The organism is Curtobacterium sp. NPDC089185 (genome assembly GCF_040685235.1).
Taxonomy (GTDB): Bacteria; Actinomycetota; Actinomycetes; order Actinomycetales; family Microbacteriaceae; genus Curtobacterium; species Curtobacterium citri.
Window position 1 is genome coordinate 1 of sequence record NZ_JBFBHK010000024.1, and the last position, 17,848, is coordinate 17,848.

The 17,848-nt window shown below is 73.7% G+C and carries 11 protein-coding genes; 1 reads left to right on the forward strand and 10 read right to left on the reverse strand.

Translation table 11 applies throughout. From position 1 onward, the window contains the following. Positions 1-131: 131 nt before the first annotated feature. The 10 genes from mfd to manD all read right to left on the reverse strand — a co-directional run bounded on the left by mfd (position 132) and on the right by manD (position 14,112). Positions 132-3,743, reverse strand: coding sequence for a transcription-repair coupling factor (gene mfd / locus AB0N84_RS15365; RefSeq protein WP_363547900.1), 3,612 nt, complete (start codon positions 3,741-3,743; stop codon positions 132-134). A gap of 75 nt (positions 3,744-3,818) precedes the next feature. Next, on the reverse strand, positions 3,819-5,360 hold the full coding sequence (locus AB0N84_RS15370; RefSeq protein ID WP_363547903.1) for a hypothetical protein: 1,542 nt from the start codon (positions 5,358-5,360) through the stop codon (positions 3,819-3,821). A 180-nt stretch (positions 5,361-5,540) separates the two neighbouring features. Continuing rightward, entirely contained in the window at positions 5,541-6,125 is a 585-nt protein-coding gene (gene pth / locus AB0N84_RS15375) for an aminoacyl-tRNA hydrolase (protein ID WP_363547906.1), read from the reverse strand. 30 nt (positions 6,126-6,155) lie between these two features. Next, positions 6,156-6,794, reverse strand: coding sequence for a 50S ribosomal protein L25/general stress protein Ctc (locus tag AB0N84_RS15380; RefSeq protein ID WP_182045464.1), 639 nt, complete (start codon positions 6,792-6,794; stop codon positions 6,156-6,158). 293 nt (positions 6,795-7,087) lie between these two features. Beyond that, complete coding sequence (locus tag AB0N84_RS15385) at positions 7,088-8,470, reverse strand: RbtT/DalT/CsbX family MFS transporter (protein ID WP_363547910.1); 1,383 nt, start codon at positions 8,468-8,470, stop codon at positions 7,088-7,090. A 409-nt stretch (positions 8,471-8,879) separates the two neighbouring features. Then, on the reverse strand, positions 8,880-9,842 hold the full coding sequence (locus tag AB0N84_RS15390; protein WP_363547913.1) for a hypothetical protein: 963 nt from the start codon (positions 9,840-9,842) through the stop codon (positions 8,880-8,882). A gap of 8 nt (positions 9,843-9,850) precedes the next feature. Next, a complete protein-coding gene (locus AB0N84_RS15395; RefSeq protein WP_289457809.1) occupies positions 9,851-10,507 on the reverse strand; it encodes a response regulator transcription factor in 657 nt (218 codons plus the stop codon). Then, positions 10,504-11,706: a histidine kinase gene (locus AB0N84_RS15400; protein ID WP_363547916.1), complete on the reverse strand. Its 1,203-nt coding sequence runs from the start codon at positions 11,704-11,706 to the stop codon at positions 10,504-10,506. The genes AB0N84_RS15395 and AB0N84_RS15400 overlap by 4 nt, the downstream gene beginning before the upstream one ends. Before the next feature lie 83 nt (positions 11,707-11,789). Then, positions 11,790-12,716: a hypothetical protein gene (locus tag AB0N84_RS15405; RefSeq protein ID WP_363547919.1), complete on the reverse strand. Its 927-nt coding sequence runs from the start codon at positions 12,714-12,716 to the stop codon at positions 11,790-11,792. Between the two features lie 31 nt (positions 12,717-12,747). Next, positions 12,748-14,112, reverse strand: a complete 1,365-nt coding sequence (gene manD, locus AB0N84_RS15410; RefSeq protein ID WP_363547922.1) for a D-mannonate dehydratase ManD — start codon at positions 14,110-14,112, stop codon at positions 12,748-12,750. Positions 14,113-14,346: 234 nt separating this feature from the next. On the opposite strand from manD, the gene AB0N84_RS15415 reads away from it, so the two are divergent. Further along, a complete protein-coding gene (locus AB0N84_RS15415; RefSeq protein ID WP_363547925.1) occupies positions 14,347-17,829 on the forward strand; it encodes an SdrD B-like domain-containing protein in 3,483 nt (1,160 codons plus the stop codon). Positions 17,830-17,848: the final 19 nt, after the last annotated feature.

The following is a 17,848-nucleotide window of genomic DNA, read 5'->3' on the forward strand; positions in this document are numbered from 1 at the left end:
AACAACACCACCACCCCCAAACCCCCCACACCGCGTGTGGTGCGTCTTTTCCCGGGGCCCCCCCCCCCCCCCGGGGGGGGGGGCGGGCGGCCCCCCCCCCCCCCCCGCCTCCAGGCCGTCGTGTGGTCCGATCAGGCGGCGGGCGTCTCCGCCGGGGCCTTCGAGGCCCCGTAGACGGCCGTCAGGATGCTCTCCACCCACTCGATGAGCCCGGCGTCGGGCAGGGACTCGCCGTGCGGCTTCTGCAGCGGGATGCTCGCGGCGTCCTGCTGCGGGAACCAGCGTGCGCCCGGGTACATCCGCTTGAGCCGGACCTGCGCCGAGTCGGCGAGCTCCTTGCCAGCCACGCGGAGGTTCGACCCCATCACGACCACGTCGGACAAGCCGACCTGCTGGGCCATGCGGCGGAGCCGGGAGACCTCGACGAGGGTGAGGACGGCCTGCGGCGGCTGCCCGTAGCGGTCGGTGAGCTCGTCGAGCACCATGTCGATCGCCTCGGACTGCGCAGCCGGGGCCGATGCGGCCGACAGCTTCTGGTACGCCTCGAGCCGGAGCCGCTCGGACTCGACGTAGTCCTCGGGGATGTGCGCGTCGACCGGGATCTCGAGCCGGAGCTCGGTCTGGCCCTCGGCGACGTCGCCGCGGAACTGCGACACCGCCTCGCCGATCATGCGGAGGTACAGGTCGAAACCGACCCCGGCGATGTGCCCGGACTGCTCGCCACCGAGCAGGTTGCCGGCGCCGCGGATCTCGAGGTCCTTCATGGCGACCTGCATGCCCGCGCCGAGCTCGTTGTTCGCGGCGATGGTCTCGAGCCGGTCCTGTGCGGTCTCGGACAATGGCTTGTCGGCGTCGTAGAGGAAGTACGCGTACCCGCGCTCACGACCACGCCCGACACGACCGCGCAGCTGGTGCAGCTGCGACAGGCCGTACTTGTCGGCCTTGTCGATGATGAGCGTGTTGGCGTTCGCGATGTCCAGTCCGGTCTCGACGATCGTGGTCGACACGAGGACGTCGAACTTCCGCTCCCAGAAGTCGACCATGACCTGCTCGAGGGTGCCCTCGGACATCTGCCCGTGCGCGACCTGGATGCGGGCGTCCGGCACGATCTCGGCGAGGTGCGACGCGACCGACTGGATGTCCTTCACGCGGTTGTGCACGTAGAACACCTGCCCCTCGCGGAGGAGCTCGCGGCGGATCGCGGCGGCGACCTGCAGGTCCGACTGCGGGCCGACGAAGGTCAGGATCGGGTGGCGGTCCTCCGGCGGGGTCGCCAGCGTCGACATCTCGCGGATGCCGGTGACCGCCATCTCGAGCGACCGCGGGATCGGCGTCGCGGACATGGCCAGGACGTCGACGTTGGTCTTGAGCTTCTTGAGCTGGTCCTTGTGCTCGACACCGAAGCGCTGCTCCTCGTCGATGATGACGAGGCCGACGTCCTTGAACGCGATGTTCTGCGACAGGATCCGGTGCGTGCCGATGACGATGTCGACGGTGCCGTCGGCGAGCCCGGCGATCGTCTCCTTCGACTCCTTCTCGCTCTGGAAGCGGCTCAGCGCACGCAGGTGCACGGGGAACCCGGCGAAGCGCTCCTGGAACGTCTCCATGTGCTGGCGCACGAGCAGGGTCGTCGGCACGAGGACCGCGACCTGCTTGCCGTCCTGCACGGCCTTGAACGCCGCGCGGATCGCGACCTCGGTCTTGCCGTAGCCGACGTCGCCGGAGAGCAGGCGGTCCATCGGGATGGGGCTCTCCATGTCGCGCTTGATCTCGTCGATCGTGGTGAGCTGGTCGGCGGTCTCGGCGAACGGGAACGCCTCTTCCAGCTCGCGCTGCCACGGGGTGTCGGGCCCGAACGCGTGGCCCTTCGACGCCATGCGCGCGGAGTAGAGCTTCACGAGGTCGACGGCGATGTCGCGGACGGCCTTGCGCGCCTTCGACTTCGCCGCGGACCAGTCCGACCCGCCCATCTTCGACAGGGTCGGGTTCTCGCCACCGACGTACCGCGAGAGCTGGTCGAGCTGGTCGGTCGGCACGAAGAGCTTGTCGCCCGGGTAGTTCCGCTTCGACGGCGCGTACTCGAGCACGAGGTACTCCCGCTGCGTCTTCACGGCGTTGCGGCCGCCGGAGCTGACCTCGCGGGAGACCAGCTCGACGAACTTGCCGATGCCGTGGGTGTTGTGCACGACGACGTCGCCCGGCTTCAGCTGCAGCGGGTCGACGACGTTCTTGCGGCGACCGGCGAGCTTCTTGACCGTGCGGGCACCCTGCTGCACGCTGCGGCCGTAGAACTCGGCCTCGCTGAGCAGGGCGATCCGCGGGTCGGGGGTGGCGAAGCCGGCCTCGACGGAGGCCGTCGTGACGATCACGACGCCCGGCTCCGGCGGTGCCGTGAGGTCCTCGGCACGCGCGGCGACACCGGCGTCGGCGAGTACCTGGACCGCGCGCTCGACGAGTCCCTTGCCCTGCGCCGTCACGACGACGCCCCACCCGTCGTCGACGAGGTGCTTGACGTGCTCGACGGCGCCGTCCGCACTGCCCGCGAAGCTCGGGATCGCCTCGGCGCGCACGCGGATGTACTCGCCGGCCTCGGCGGCGGCCTCGGCGTCGCTCAGCACGCGGTCCCGGTCGCCCTCGTCGAGCCCGGAGTCGAACGGCGTCACCGTCCACCAGGTGCGCTGGCCGCGGGTGTTCTTGAGCTGCTGCACGGACAGGAAGTTGCCCGCGTCGAGGTCGATCGGCGCCTGTGCCCCCGCGACCGCGGCGCTCCAGGCGGCCTGCAGGAACTCGGTGTTCGTCTCGGCCAGGCTGTGCGCGCGCCCGGCGACACGCTCCGGCGAGAGGACCGCGATCGTCGCGGCCTCGGGCAGGTACGTGGTGATGGGCACGAGGTCCTGCACGAGCGCCGGCGCGAGGGACTCCATGCCCTCGACCGGGATGCCCTCGGCGATCTTCGCCAGCATCTGGGACAGGTTCGGGAACTCGTGGAGCATCTCGCGGGCCCGCTGCCGGACGTCGTCGCTGAGCAGGAGCTCGCGGGACGCGGTGAGCTCGACCGACCCGAGGTCGTCGTCGGTGGTGCGCTGGTCGGCCACCGAGAACGCCTTGATCGCCTCGATCTCGTCGCCGAAGAAGTCGACGCGCACGGGGTGGTCGGCGCCCGGCGGGAAGACGTCGAGGATGCCGCCGCGCACCGCGAACTCGCCGCGGCGGGTGACGAGGTCGACGCGGGCGTACGCGAGGTCGACGAGCTGCGACGCGATCTGCGCGAGGTCGTTGCCGCGTGAGTCGGTCCGGAGGGCCACCGGTGCGAGCGACGTCAGGTTGCCGGCGATCGGCTGCAGCGCGGCCCGCACGCTCGCGACGACGACGGTCGTGCGACGGTCGGCCGGGTCGGCGTCCTGCCACGCCGCGAGCTTCCGGAGCGTCGCGATGCGGGTGCCGACGGTCTGCGCGCTCGGGCTGAGGCGCTCGTGCGGCAGGGTCTCCCACGCGGGGAACTCGAGGACCTCGGCATCGGGCACGGTGCACGTCAGCGCGCCGCGGACCGCCTCGGCCTCGCGCCCGGTGGCCGTGACGACGAACAGGCACTGGGGACCGCCGCGTTCGGCGAGCAGGGCACCGAGCAGCGGGACGCGCAGGCCGTCGACGACGGAGAAGTCGGCGTCACGCGCGGCGGCGCGGAGGACACGATCGAACGCGGAGGCGCGCGAGAGCGCAGGGATGATGCCCGAGATCGTCACTCAGACGATGGTACCGGCGGCGTCCGACACGCGGTTCGGCGTGCGCGGCCGGCGAACACGGGCCGCGCACGTCGGTCAGCTGCGGCGGCGACGCCGCAGCAGGAGGCCGGCCGCGACGAGGACCGCGGCGGCGAGCAGTGCCGGGGCGAGCGGCGTCGCACCGGTCCAGGCCAGTGCGCCCCGCCCGGGTCCGGCAGCGGTGTCGCTGCCGGTGGCCGCGGGGTCGGCTGCCGGTCGACCGGGAGGCGCGGTGCCGGTGTCCGCGCCACCCGCGGTGTCCGAGGGGGTCGCCCCGGGGCCGGGGGCCGCCGTGGGGGCGCCGGTCGGGTCCGGTCGCGGGGCACCCGTCGGTCCGCTGGTCGCCGTCGGCGACGGTGCGACGGTGGCCGTCGGCGTCGCGGTCGCCTGCGCCGTCGGGGTCAGGGTCGGCTCCGGGGTCAGGGTCGGCTCCGGCGTCGGCGTCGGCGTCGGCGTCGGGGTCGGCGTGGTCGGCGGATCGGTGGGACCCGACGTCGGAGCCGGGGTCAGGATCGGCTCCGACGTCGGGAGTGGGGTCGGATCGGGGGTCGGCGCGACCGTCGCGGTCGGGTCGGCGGTCGGGTCGGGGACCGGCGTGCCCGTGGCGGTCGGCTCCGCGGTGGGCTCGGTCGTCGCGGTCGGGCTCGGCACGGCGACCTCGCGACCGGAGGACGTGGCCGTCACGATCCGCTGCCGGTTGTAGTCCGCGACGACGAGCGTCCGGTCCGGTCCGACCGTCACGGCGGTCGGGTTCGCCAGCGTCGATCCGTCCGGAGCCGTCGAGAACGCCGCGGTCCACGCACCGGCGGTCCGTGCCCAGACCACACCGTGTCCGTTGTCCACCGCGAAGACGTCGGCCCCGTCGACGGCGACGCCGCGGAGCCTCGACTGCGGGTCCCCCGGGAAGCCGAGTGCCGCGGCGGTCCCCGTCGCACGGTCGACCTGCCAGACCTCGTCGGTCCCGGCGTCCGTCACGGCGAGCGTCCGGCCGTCGGCCGAGACCGCGACGCCGCTCGGGTCGGTCCACGGCCCGGGCACCGTCGTCCACGCGTCGGAGCCGAGTCCGGCGGTGAAGAGCGAGCCGCTGCCCGGGACCGCGGCGAACACGGTCGTGTCCGACACCGCGAGCTCGGACACCGCTCGGCGGACGGGCGGCGCCGTGCGGGAGAGGACGCGACCGTCGGCGTCGAGCACGGCGAGTGCGGGACGACCGGCCTCGGCCACGACGATCCGACCGTCCGCGGTGGTCGTGACCGCCGAGGGGTTCCACAGGTCACCGCTGCCGGTCCCGAAGGGCGCGACGACGCTCCAGGTGCCGTCGACCGCGCGGCGCAGCAGCCCGTTCGCCGAGAAGTCCGCGAGGAGCAGCGACCCGTCGGCAGCCCGGTGCACGTCGTTCGGTGCACCGAAGCGTGTCGCGACCGGGGGCGCGGCGGTCTCCGCGCTCGTCGGGGTCCAGGTCTCGGTGGCGGCGACCGCGCCGTCCTGCGTGAGGATCGAGGCCAGTCCGACCGCCATGACCGCGATCGCCGCGGGCACCACGCCCACGGCTGCCCGGAGTCGCGGTGTCGGTCGTTCCCGGTGCGGTGCTGGTCCCATGGTCGTCCCCCTCGTCGGGGACGATCTCCCCGCGGCGAACCTACCGACCGTCGGGGGACGGAGTGGTCCCCCACTTCGGGGACCACGCGCCGACCGGACAGCTGCCCTGCGACGGGGCCGTCGCGTGCCGGGCGGTGCGCCGCGTGTCGGAGGTGGGGCGTGCCTCCCGGCCGGGGACCGTCAGGAGGGAGCGTGCACGCGCTGCTGCGCGGCGAGGAGGCCGAGCTCCGCGATCGCCTCGACGGCGTCGGCGCCGTCGGCGAGCAGGTTCGGCAGCGTCTTCTTCTCGGTCGGCGAGAAGTCGCGCAGGACGAAGTCAGCCGGGTCCTGGCGGCCCGGCGGACGACCGATGCCGATGCGCACCCGGCTGAACTCGTTCGCGCCGGTCGCCTTGATGATGTCGCGCAGCCCGTTGTGACCGCCGTGCCCGCCGTTGCCCTTGAGGCGCACGGTGTCGAACGGCAGGTCGAGCTCGTCGTGCACGACGACGAGGTCGGCCGGGGTGACGCTGTAGAACCCGAGGACGCTCGAGACGGGGCCGCCCGAGGTGTTCATGAACGAGCCGGGCTTGGCGAGGACGAGCTTCGGTCCGCCCGGCACGAGACGCCCCTCGGCGACCTGGTTCGGCGTCTTGTGCTTCTTGAACGTCGCGCCCATGCGGGCCGCGAGTTCGTCGAGGACCATCTGGCCGACGTTGTGACGGTTGCCCGCGTAGTCGGGCCCGGGGTTCCCGAGCCCGACCACGACGAGGGTCGTTCCTGTCATCAGCGTCGGCCAGACGTTCCGTAGAGCCTGTTACTCGGAGTCGGCGTCGACCGGGGCGGAGCCGCCCTCGGCGCCGGCCTCGGCGCCCGCCTCGGCAGCGGCCTCGTCGGCGGCGTCGTCGTCGGCGGTGCCCCGCGGGGTGACGATCTGGACGACGAGCGCCTCGGCGTCGGTCTCGAGCTCGGCGCCCGACGGGAGCTCGAGCTGCGAGGCGAGGACCTGCGTGCCGTCCTCGAGGCCCTCGACGTCCACGGTCACGTGCTCCGGGATGTCGGTCGCCTCGACGAGCAGCGAGACCGAGGAGAGGTCCTGCACGTGGATGGTGCCGGAGAAGGACTCACCGGTGACGACGACGGGGACGTCGACGGTGACCTTCTCGCCACGACGCACGACGACGAGGTCGATGTGCTCGATGATCTGGCGCACCGGGTCACGCTGGACGTCCTTGACGAGGGCGAGCTGCGCCGAGCCCTCGATGTCGAGGTCGACGACGGCGTTCGCGGTACGGACGAGCAGCATCGTCTCGTGGCCCGGCAGGCTGATGTGCTGCGGCTCGGTGCCGTGGCCGTAGACGACCGCGGGGATCTTGTCGGCGGCACGGAGCTTGCGCGCTGCGCCCTTGCCGAACTTGGTGCGGTTCTCCGCTGCGAGCTTGGTGTAGTCGGCCATGGTGGCGCCTCCTGGTGTCGTGGTCGACGCCGGGGTGCCGGCATCGGGGGGTCTGTGGTGTTGCAACTCGAACGCGTGCACGCGTGAGGAACGCTCCCAGGGCTGGGCCGGGTCTCCCTACCGCGTCGATCACGGCCGCGCATGCGCGGCCCTCGCCGAAGTCGGTTCACGAGTCTAGCAGGGGCTGCCGGGCGTGTCGTCCGGATGCTGCGCCGCGGACGGATCGTCCGGCGCCGCGACGGACGGGAGGCGCGTGGCGGGGTCGCCACGCGCCTCCCGTCCCGCGTGGTCGCCTAGTGACCGGCGGCCTCCGCACCGCGGGGCAGCCTGAGGAAGGACAGCACCACGAACGCGACCGCGTAGAGGGCGACGAAGGTCCAGACGACGCCGCCGGGCCCACCCCAGGGCAGGACCGCGCTCACCACGGCGTTGCCGAGGAACGTGGCGCCGCCGGCCGCGGTCGCGTACATGGCCATCGCAGCACCGCGACGCTCCTCGCCGGCGAAGGCCGGGACGACCGCGCCCATCGGGGTGAAGCCCGCGAGCATGATGCCGAAGAGGGTGCCGGCCGTGGTCGCGAGCCAGAAGCCCCACTCTGAGCCAGCCGGGACGAGGTGCGGGACGTACCACCAGGCGAGGAGACCGACCGCCGAGGCCGCGATCCCGAACCACTTCACCGTGCGGATCCAGCCGATGCGGTCGCCGAGCGCGCCGAAGAACGCGTTGAAGAGGATGTTGCCCGCGTAGACGATGACGGTCATGGTCAGCCACTTCGCCTGTCCCCAGCCGAGCTCGGTCCCGATGACCGCCGGCATGATCACGAACATCCCGAACTCGGGGGCGGTGTTCACGAGCCGGATGACGACGGCGAGCAGGACCTTCGGTCGCTTGACGCACACCTCGATGCCGGAGGCGAGCACCCGAGCCGCCGACTGCTCACGCGGGGCGATCCGGCCGAGCCCGGTCGTCTCGTGCACGCCGAACCGGACGATCACCCAACCGACGACGGCGAACAGGAGCGACAGGGCCATCGACCACGTCTCGCCGGTCGCTCCCCCACCGAACGCCGGGATCGACCCGATGGCGACGAGCGAGCCGAGGGTCGGCAGACCGCCGGTGAACACCACGTAGAACCAGCCGACCGCGGTGGCGTTCCGCTCCCGGGCGACCGTGTGGTTGATCCAGCACAGGAACGAGAAGGCGAACAGCGGGAAACCGAGCCCACGGAGGAAGTACGTCAGCGCGATGAGGCCGACCGAGGCGGTGGGGAGTGCCGCGAGGAACGCGACCTGGAACACCACCCAGAGGACGGCGCCGAGGGTCATCACCCGACGAGGACCCCAGAGGTCGGAGAGCACGCCGGCGAAGTACGAGGCGACGAGGACCGCGACACCGTAGATGCCGATGATCGTCGCCGCGCTGGCGGTCCCGCCGCCGCCGAGCACGCCAGCGATGTGCGGCGCGATGAAGTTCGACTCGATGCCGTCACCCGTCATGAAGACGAGCACGCCGAGGAAGCCCCAGCGCAGCGGGTGCGGGATGCCGAGGCGGGCGAGGAGGCCGTCCCGGGTGGTGGCGGTGCCGCTCGACGGGCGTGGAGGCGCTGTGGCGGCCGGTGTCGCGGTGCCCGTCGGCGGGGTGAGGGTCGTGGTGCTGTTGGTGCGGGGTTCCGACATGTGTCGTCTCTCCTGGAGGGCCCCCGGAGTGCTCGACCCGGCATCGCGGCATGTCTCCGGGGTGCGCCGCGCACCACGCTCCCGGTCGCCCGCGCGGTGGCTGCGGGGGTCTGGGGCGTCGGCGATGATGCGAGTCCTGTACCCGGGGCTCCCCGTGGTGCTGTGAGGGGAGACCACCGGCGGACCATCGCCGGCCCGAAGCATGGTGTCCGAGATTAGACCGCTCCAATGGTTCCGGTCAAGAACGACAACTGTTGTGCAACGATCTGGGCGGGGGCGCGCCGGCGGGCGGACGGCGTGCGGGTTCCGGTGCGGCTGCGGCTGGGGCTGCGGCTGCGGCTGCGGCTGCGCACCCTTCCCGTGCGGCCGCGGGCCGGTCCCCCCAGGACCACCTGCCCGCGACCGCGGCTCAGTCGACGCCCTCCGGCGCCGGCGGCGCGAGCCGCTCGATCGTCGCCGCGACGCGCTCCGCCACCGCGACCTGGTCCGGTCGGACGGCGTCGAGGACTGCGGCGTCGGACGCGGTGACGTGCAGGAGACGAGACCACTGCGCGTCGTACAGGGCTCGTCGGTAGCCGGAGGACTCCTGGCAGGCCACGTCGTGCTCGGCGAGGGCGGTCTCGGCGTCCGGCACCGGCAGCGCGGGGCCGCTGGTACCGAACGCCTGGCGCATCGCTCCGGTGGGCATGCCGTGGGGCTCCTCGGGCAGCGCGCTCGGTGCCACGGGCGCCAGGCAGGTCCGCCACCGCCCTGCTGCGGCCACGACCGCGGGCTCGCGGCGTGCCGCGTCCGCCGCGAGGAAGGTGAGGCGCTTCGCGGTCGTCGAGGCACCCTGGGCCGCTCCGTCGTCGTCGGTGCCGAGCGCCTGGCGGGACGCCCGGAAGCAGCGGTCGACGGCGTCGCGGTCGGCCCGGTCGAACGCGGCGTTCCGCTCCGGGTCCTCGCCCCGCTGCCGCCAGCCGTCCCGGTTCGCGCCCCGCGCGGACGGCTGCTGGTACCCCCGTTCCGCGGCTGCCTCCGCACGCAGCGGGCGCGACCACGCCAGCGCCGGAGCGTCGTTGCCGCGGACCGGCGTCTCGTCGCTGATCGAGTCCGCCTGCAGGCCCGCGAGGGTCGCCCACGGCACCGGGGAGTCGATGCCGAGGTCGCGCAGGCACGGTTCGTCGAGCAACGCCTCCGCGTAGCCGACCTCGGACCACCCCGGCTGCGCGTACCCGTCGAGCGGCATCGACCACGTGTCGAGGTCCCGATCGGCGGTGGGGCGGACGGCGTGGTCGGCGGGCTCCGGCAGGCTGTGCAGGACCGCTCCCCCGAGACCGGCGACGACGAGGACGAGGGTGCCGGTCTTCGCGGCACGCTGGGTGATGCGCATGGTTCCCCCTAGGCGCGGACGAGGCCGCGTTCGTGTGCGGTGATGACGACCTGGATCCGGTTCCGGAGTCCGAGCTTCGTCAGCACCGCGCGGACGTGGGTCTTCACGGTGGCCTCGCTGAGGAACACCGACGACGCGATCTCCTGGTTGCTCAGGCCCTTCGCGACGAGCAGGAACACCTCGCGCTCCCGCGCGGTCAGGACGTCGAGCACCTCGTCCGCACGCGGGGTCTCGACGAGGGTGCCGTCGGCGCGGAGCAGGTCGAGTGCCTCGGTCTCGGTCGGTGCCGGGCGCCCCTCGTGCACGTCGCGGATCGTGGTGAGCACGACCTCGGGCAGCGCGTCCTTCGTCAGGAAGGCCGCGGCCCCGGCGCGGAGGGCCGCGAGCACGGCCTCGTCCCGCCGGATGGTGGTGAGCACGACGACCTTCGGGCGGTCGCCTCCGCGTGCGGCCAGTCGTGCCGTCGTCTCGATGCCGTTCAGCACCGGCATCCGGAGGTCCAGGAGCAGGACGTCCGGCTCCGCCTCCGCACAGAGGGCCAGTGCAGCGGTGCCGTCCGCCGCGGTGCCGACGCAGGTCATGTCGTCCTGGGCGTCGACGAGCATCCGCATCCCGGAGGCGAACAGGGGCTGGTCGTCGACGACGGCGACGCGGACCTCGCTCACCGGGTGCCCTCGGCGGGCAGCCACCCCGTGACGACGAACTCGTCCGGCTCGTCGCCCACGCCCGCGCGGAGCCAGCCGCCCGCGAGACGGGCGCGCTCCCGCATGCCGTTCACGCCGGAGCCGACGCCGTCGAGCCGGACGAGCGGCGCGTCGCCGCGCGAGGTCACGACGATCCCGAGACCGGCTCCGCGCCAGTCGAGCACCACCCGCGCTGACGCGGTCCGGCCCTGGTGCTTGAGCACGTTCGTGAGGCTCTCCTGCACGATGCGGTGCACGGCACAGCCGACGGCGGTCCCGAGCGACACCGGGTCGCCGTGCTGCTCGAAGGACGCCTCCATCCCGAGTTCGCGCATGTCCTCGACCAGGTCGGGGACGTCCGCCAGCCCGTGCACGGCGTCCGGCCCGGAGCCCTGGATCCGTTCGACGAGCGACCGAACGTCGCCGAGGGCGTTCCTGCTCACGTCGGCGATGTCGCGGAGGGCGGTCGCGGTCGGACCGTCCGGACCCGCGACGGCCGCGGCGCCCTGGGCCTGCGACACGACCACCGCGAGCGAGTGCGCGAGCGAGTCGTGCACGTCGCGGGCGATGCGCGCTCGGTCCTGCTCCGCACGGAGTTCGGCCGTGGTGACCTCGGTCTCCCGCTCGGCCTCGACGACGCGGACGCGGGCGAGGCCGATCCGCCACGCGGCACCGACCGCGACGCCGACCGCCCACGCGATCCCGCTCGCGCCGGCGAGCGCCAGGGTCAGCAGGACGACGTCGTTCCGGGTGCCCGAGCGCGAGGCCGTCCAGTTCCCCCACACGTCGGGGTCGGCCACGGTCGGCACCGCCATGGCCCACGCCGCGGCGGCGCTGGCGACCCCGAGGACGGGCACCGCGAGCCACCGCAGCAGCCCCGATCGGCCGGCACCGACGAGACCGACGACGATCGCGACGGCCAGGTAGGTCGGCCACGTCGTGTCCCGCGGTCCGGGCAGCAGGTGCAGCGCCTGGAGCAGCGGCACGACCACGACGAGTCCGAGCGCCGTGGCGGGCATCCAGTTCGCCAGACCGATCGCGACCGCGAAGGCGCTGACGACGAGCACGTGGCCGGTCAGGTCGCTGCGGCCGGCCTCCGCGACGATCCACAGCACCAGGTACACGGCGCCGGCGGCGGGAGCCAGGAGGTGCCGTGCCCGGCGGCGGAGGAACGAGGTCATGTCGGCGAGCGTAGGGCGGGCGTCGCGGCCGCAGCGACCGGACGACGACGCTTTCATCCGCGGGGATGAGGACCGGCCCTGCGTCAGCGCCCGACGTCGCGACGGTGCCGCTGTGCGGCCCGCAGCAGCTCCCGGGCGCGGTCGCTCGCCGCCTCCGCCTCGTCGCGGGCCCGCTCGGCACGTCCGACCGCGGCCGTCGCCTCGGCGAGCTGCCGTTCGAGGTCCGAGCGGTGGTCCTCGGCCGCCTCGAGCTCGGACTCCGCGGCGTCGAGCGCGGCGTCGGCGTCGCGGGACTCGCTCCGGGCCACCGACTCGGCCTCGCGGGCGGCGCGGCGTTCCGCCGCCGGGTCGGCCGCCGTCGTCGGCGCCGGTGTCGGTGTCGGCTGTTCCTCCGACTCCGGTTCCGCTCGCGGTCCGGGGTCCGGACGGGAGGCGCGGCTCGCCTTCCGCGTCCGCCTCGCGCTGGTGATCGGGATGGGTTCGGCGTCGGTGCCGGACCACGCATCGGGGACGGCGGCCGGGTCGGCGAGCGCGCCGTCGAGGTCGACCGCCTCGAACCCGGCGCTCTCGAGGGGTCGGACGAGCAGTCCCGAGCGGACCGCGGCACCGGCGTGCGGATCCGTCATCGCGGCCTCGATCGTGGCGCGGACCTGGTCGAGCACCGCCGACGTCGCCGGGTGCCCGGCGTGCGAGGCCAGGTCGGCGCCGGCCTGCGCGAGTGCCGTCACGACCGCGCCGCGCTGCTGCCGGAGCTGCCGGATCGCCGCGGGGTCCGCGTCGGCCTGTGCCTGCCGGATCGCCGGGCCCAGGTCCACGGCCTCGTCGAGGGCACCCTCGTGCGCGAGCAGGTCGACCACCCAGGCGGCGGGCGCGGGCTTCCGCAGGCCACCGATCCTGGTGGCCAGCGCCCGGTCGTCCTTCCGCACGGCACGCTGTCGCGCGGTGCGCTCACGCACGAAGTCCGCGGGCGCGACGAGGAGCAGTTCCCTCGCCACCTCCGCGAACTCCACGCACCCAGCATGCCCGGCGCTGCGGGAGCCGCTACCAGTCGTGGACGGTCCCGTCGGCCAGGCGGTTGAACGGCAGGTACGCCTGCTCGTAGGGGTACTTCCCGGCCTCGTCGACGTCGAGCGTCACGCCGAGACCCGGCTCGTCGCCCGGGTGCAGGAAGCCGTCGGTGAACGTGAACGTCTGCCGGAACACCTGGTTCGTCCGGGGGCCGTGCTGCATGTACTCCTGGATGCCGAAGTTGTGGATCGCCAGGCCGAGGTGCATCTGCGCCGCGAGTCCGACCGGCGAGATGTCCGTCGGTCCGTGGAACCCGGACTTGATCTGGTACATCGCCGCGTAGTCCATCGTCTTGCGCAGCGGCGAGATCCCGCCCATGTGCGTGACGGCACCGCGGACGTAATCGATGAGCTGGTCGCGGATGATGTCCTTGAAGTCCCAGATCGTGTTGAAGACCTCGCCGATCGCGAGCGGCGTCGTGGTGTGCTGGCGGACGAGCTTGAGCGCCTCCTGGTTCTCGGCGGGGGTGCAGTCCTCGAGCCAGAACAGGTCGTACGGCTCCAGGCTCTTGCCGAGCTTGGCGGCCTGCAGCGGGGTCATCCGGTGGTGTCCGTCGTGCAGGAGCGGCAGCTCGGGGCCGAACTCGTTCCGCACCGCCTCGAACACCGTCGGCACGTGCCGCAGGTAGGCGCGGGTGTCCCAGTCCTCCATCGCGGGGAACGCCCCGCGCTGCGCCGGCTCGAAGTCGTAGCGGACGCCCGCGTTCCCCTCCGTCGTCCTGTTCGAGGCGATGCCGTAGATGCTCTCGAGCCCGGGGACGCCGGTCTGGACCCGGATGGACCGGTAGCCCTCCTCCTGGTGCTCGCGGATCGAGTCGAACAGCTCGGGCAGCTCCTTGCCGGAGGCGTGCCCGTACGCCATGAGTCCGGTCCGGGAGGCGCCGCCGAGCAGCTGGTAGAGGGGCATGCCGGCGACCTTGGCCTTGATGTCCCAGAGCGCCATGTCGACCGCGGCGATCGCGGCCATCGTGACCGGACCGCGTCGCCAGTACGACGAGCGGTAGAGGAACTGCCAGGCGTCCTCGATGCGCGAGGCGTCCCGACCGGCGAGCAGCGGCACGACGTGCTCGGTCAGGTAGGCGGCGACGGCGAGCTCCCGGCCGTTCAGCGTGGCGTCGCCGAGCCCGGTGACGCCGTCGACGGTCGTGATCCGCAGCGTGACGAAGTTCCGGTCCGGGCTGGTGACGACGACCTCGGCCCGGTCGATCAGCTGGCCGCGGTCGGTCGAGGCCCACGTGTCCGGCCGTCCCGACCCCGCATCGCTCGCCGGTCCCCCGTCGCCCGCGCCGGGGAGAGGTGCGGCCGGGTTCGTGGTGCTCGCGTGGCTGGCGTCGGTCATGCGGGGACTCCTTCGTCGGCGGGACCGCGGAGCGTGCCGCGGCGGTGCGGGTGCGGTCACGGCGAGCGCGACGTGCACGTCGAGTCTGCCCCGGGGGCGCCGGGATCGCCACGGGATGGAGCGCCGAGCACTCGACACACTGCGAAACTCGAAATTTCATATGTGGGATCGTGGTCACCGGGAGCCGCTCGGAGTTACAGATGGACGGCCCTGCACCCCCGACCGAGGAGCGTCATGCCCCGTCAACCTGTCCCCCTCCGCTCCGCGGCAGCGGTCGTCGCGCTCGCCGTCGGGCTCGTCCCGGTCGCGCCCGCCGCCGCTGCGACCGCCACGCCTGCCGCGAGCGCCACGCCTGCCGCGACCGTCGGACTCGCCCTCGACGTCGCCGCGGACGGTCGTGGCCCGTTCACCCCGGACGACGGACCGGCTCGTGACTCCGGTCCCGCGAACGGCGTCGTCCGCACGGAGGACTCCGTCACCTACCGGGCGACCGTCAACGCGGACGGTGGCACCGCCCACGACGAACGCTTCGTGCTGGACGCCCCCGAGGGCACCAGCTGGGACGGGGTCCCGCTGCCCTGCCGCGGTCCCGGTTCGGCGGTCACGGGCCGACGACTCACCTGCGTCCTCGGCGACGTCGCCGGTGGGCACGCCGTGGCCGTCCCCGTCGTGCTCCACGTCTCCGGCGACCTGCGGAACGGCGACCGCATCGCCGTGACCGGCACCGCCACGGCGGACGACGCCGACACGACCGCACCCGTCACCTCGGCGACCACGACGGTGTCCGCTGCTCCACGGTACGACCTCAGCAAGCAGGTGGTCGGCTCCGTCCTGACGACCGACGCCCCGGGGCCGGACGGCACCCCCGGCATCCAGCTCGTCTACCCGATGACCGTGGACTGGCAGTCGCCCGTCCCCGGGCAGGGCGTGCTCGGCTTCGAGCGGAGCACCGGCGACATGACCTTCACCGACGACGTGTCCCGCCTGCTCGGCGACCGCCCGTCCGGCGCGGTGCTGTGGAACGGCGGTCGCCCCGCGTGCGGTCGGAACGGCGAGGACGGTGTGCAGTTCGGCGGTCTGCCGGGTGGTCGCGGCGGCGGGGACCGCGCGGTCGTCGACTCGGGCACGATCACCTGCACGCAGTCCGGCCCGGGTGCAGACGTCGGCGTCACGATCACCGGTGCCGTCACCGACCCGTCGCGGATCCCCACCCGGAGCGTCACCGGCGGGCCGATCAGCGGCGGCGTGGAGCCCTACGTCGTCAGCGGCTGGATCAGCCTCTGGATGCCCACCCCGACGGTGACGACCTCGGTCGAGTCCGTGAACACCTACACGGCGCTGCAGACGACCTCGGTCGGCGGGGCGCCGAACTTCGGCGGCGGCACGGAGCCGACCGCGGACAACCACGCGTCGCGGAACCTGGTCGAACTCGGTCCGGGAACCGCTGGCAAGCGACTCTGGCGGCTCGGGGACGACGGCACCACGACCACCGCGGGCTCCGCGAGGGAGGGCGATCCGTGGGCGACCGGCGGCACCCTGCTCCGGAGCGACGTCGCGATGACGAACACCGGACTCGCGGCGTACCGGGACGCCGCACTCTGCGACACGTTCGACCGCCGCACCCAGCGCCTCACGGCCGTCGGGAAGCGCGCTCCCGCGTGGACCACCGGGTTCGACCACGCCCGGGTGCAGTACGCCGCCTTCGACATGGCGTCCCCGGCGCAGGGCCAGGTGCAGACGTGTGACGACGCGGACGGCCCCTGGTACGACGACCCGGACGACGTCCCCGGCGGGATCGCCGCGGTCGGCGCCGTCCGGGTGACCGGTGACCTGCGCGGTGGCGGCAGCGGCGGGCTGTACTCGACCGTCACGACCCGTCGCGCCGCCGACGGCACCCGTGCGTACGACTTCGGGCACGCCCACTTCGGCGACCAGCGTCCCGGGTGGGTGCACGACCAGCAGGATCCCGTGCTCGGTGCCGGCGGGCTGGCCGACAGCGTCGTGCTCACCGAGGACCTGGCGCGCGTCGGCAAGGTCGTCGTCGACCCCGGGCACGACGCCGACGACACCCCGGACCGGACGGACGCGGTCGTCCCGGGCAACACCGTCGACTTCGCACTCCGACCGACCCTGACGAACGGGTTCGCCGACGGGGAGCCGACCGACGTCACCGTCCGCGACGTCCTCCCGCCGCACACCTCGTACGTCGACGGCAGCGCGTCCGAGGAGCCCGTGGTCGACACGGTGGGGTCCGCCGACGGGCAGCGGCAGCAGCGGCTGACCTGGACGCTGCACGACGTCCACCCGAACTCGCGGATCACCCCGATCACGTACACGGCCGAGGTCGACGGGTCGGCGCCGGCCGGGTCGATCACGAACACCGCCACCGTGGCGGCGCCCACCGACCGGTCCGACGAACGCTGGCGCACCGCCCAGCGCGGGCTGCAGGTCGTGACGACCGGCGGGGTCGGGGTGGAGAAGACCACGCCGACACCGGTGGTCGTGGCCGGGGACCACCTCGAGTGGGACCTCCGCGCCACCGACACCGACGACACGACGATCAGCGGTCTCGACCTGATCGACGTGCTGCCGCACCGTGACGACCGTCGCGGGTCGTCGTTCCACGGCAGTGTCGGGCTGGCGACCCCGGTCTCGACGGACCCGGAGGGCGACGAGACCGTGCGCTACACCGACGCGGCGCCGTCCACCGTGTCGCTCGACGGCGCCGACGCGAGCAACCAGCCCGGCGGGAGCACCCGCTGGTGCACCGGGTCGGACCTGGGTTCGGCGGGCTGTCCGGAGTCCCTCGCGGCGGTCACGGCGGTCCGCATCGAGCGTGCGGCCTCGCTGGCGAGCGGTGCGACCGTGTCACACCGCGTCGAGCTCGCGACGACCGGCGCGCGCGACGGTGACACCTACGTCAACCGGTTCGGGCTCCGGACGTCGGACCTGGCGCTGCCGGTGCAGTCGAACCCGTCGACCGTCCGCGTCGTCGCGGGTGCGATCGGCGACCGCGTCTGGGACGACCGGAACGACGACGGCCTGCAGGACGACGACGAGCCGGGCGCCGGCAGTGTCCCCGTCACGCTGACCGGGACCGACGACCGCGGTGCGACGGTCGAGCGCTCCGTCACGACGGACGCCGACGGCGACTACGGCTTCGACGGGTTGCGCCCCGGGCAGTACCGCGTCCGCTTCACCGCCCCGGAGGGAGCGCACTTCACCGCGAGGCACGTCGGCGACGACCCGGCGGTCGACTCCGACGCCGACCAGGACGGGACGACACCGGTCGTCACGCTGGACCGCCGCTCGGGCGCGGACGGCGCCCTCGAGGGTGTGACGCGTGACGAGACCGTCGACGCGGGTCTCGTCGAGGACGACACGGCGACGGACCCCGGGCCCGGTCCGGGTGACGGCAACGGGGACGGGGTCGGCAACGGGTCCGGGTCCGGGTCCGGACCGGGCGGCGGGAGCAGCGGTCACGGCGACGGAGGGCGTCCGGTGGGTCACGGGTCGCGCGGCCCGGCCGCGAGCGCCGGGCGCCTGGCGTGGACCGGGACCAGCATCACCGCGGCGAGCGCCCTGGCGCTGGCGCTGCTCGCGACCGGCTGCACCGCGCTCGCCACCCGGCGACGGCGGCGGCTCGCGACGGACGCGCCGGGCAGCGACGCTCCGGGTACGGACGACGAGGGATCGCTGCCGACCGCCCGGACGTGATCGCCGGACGGGGCCGGTC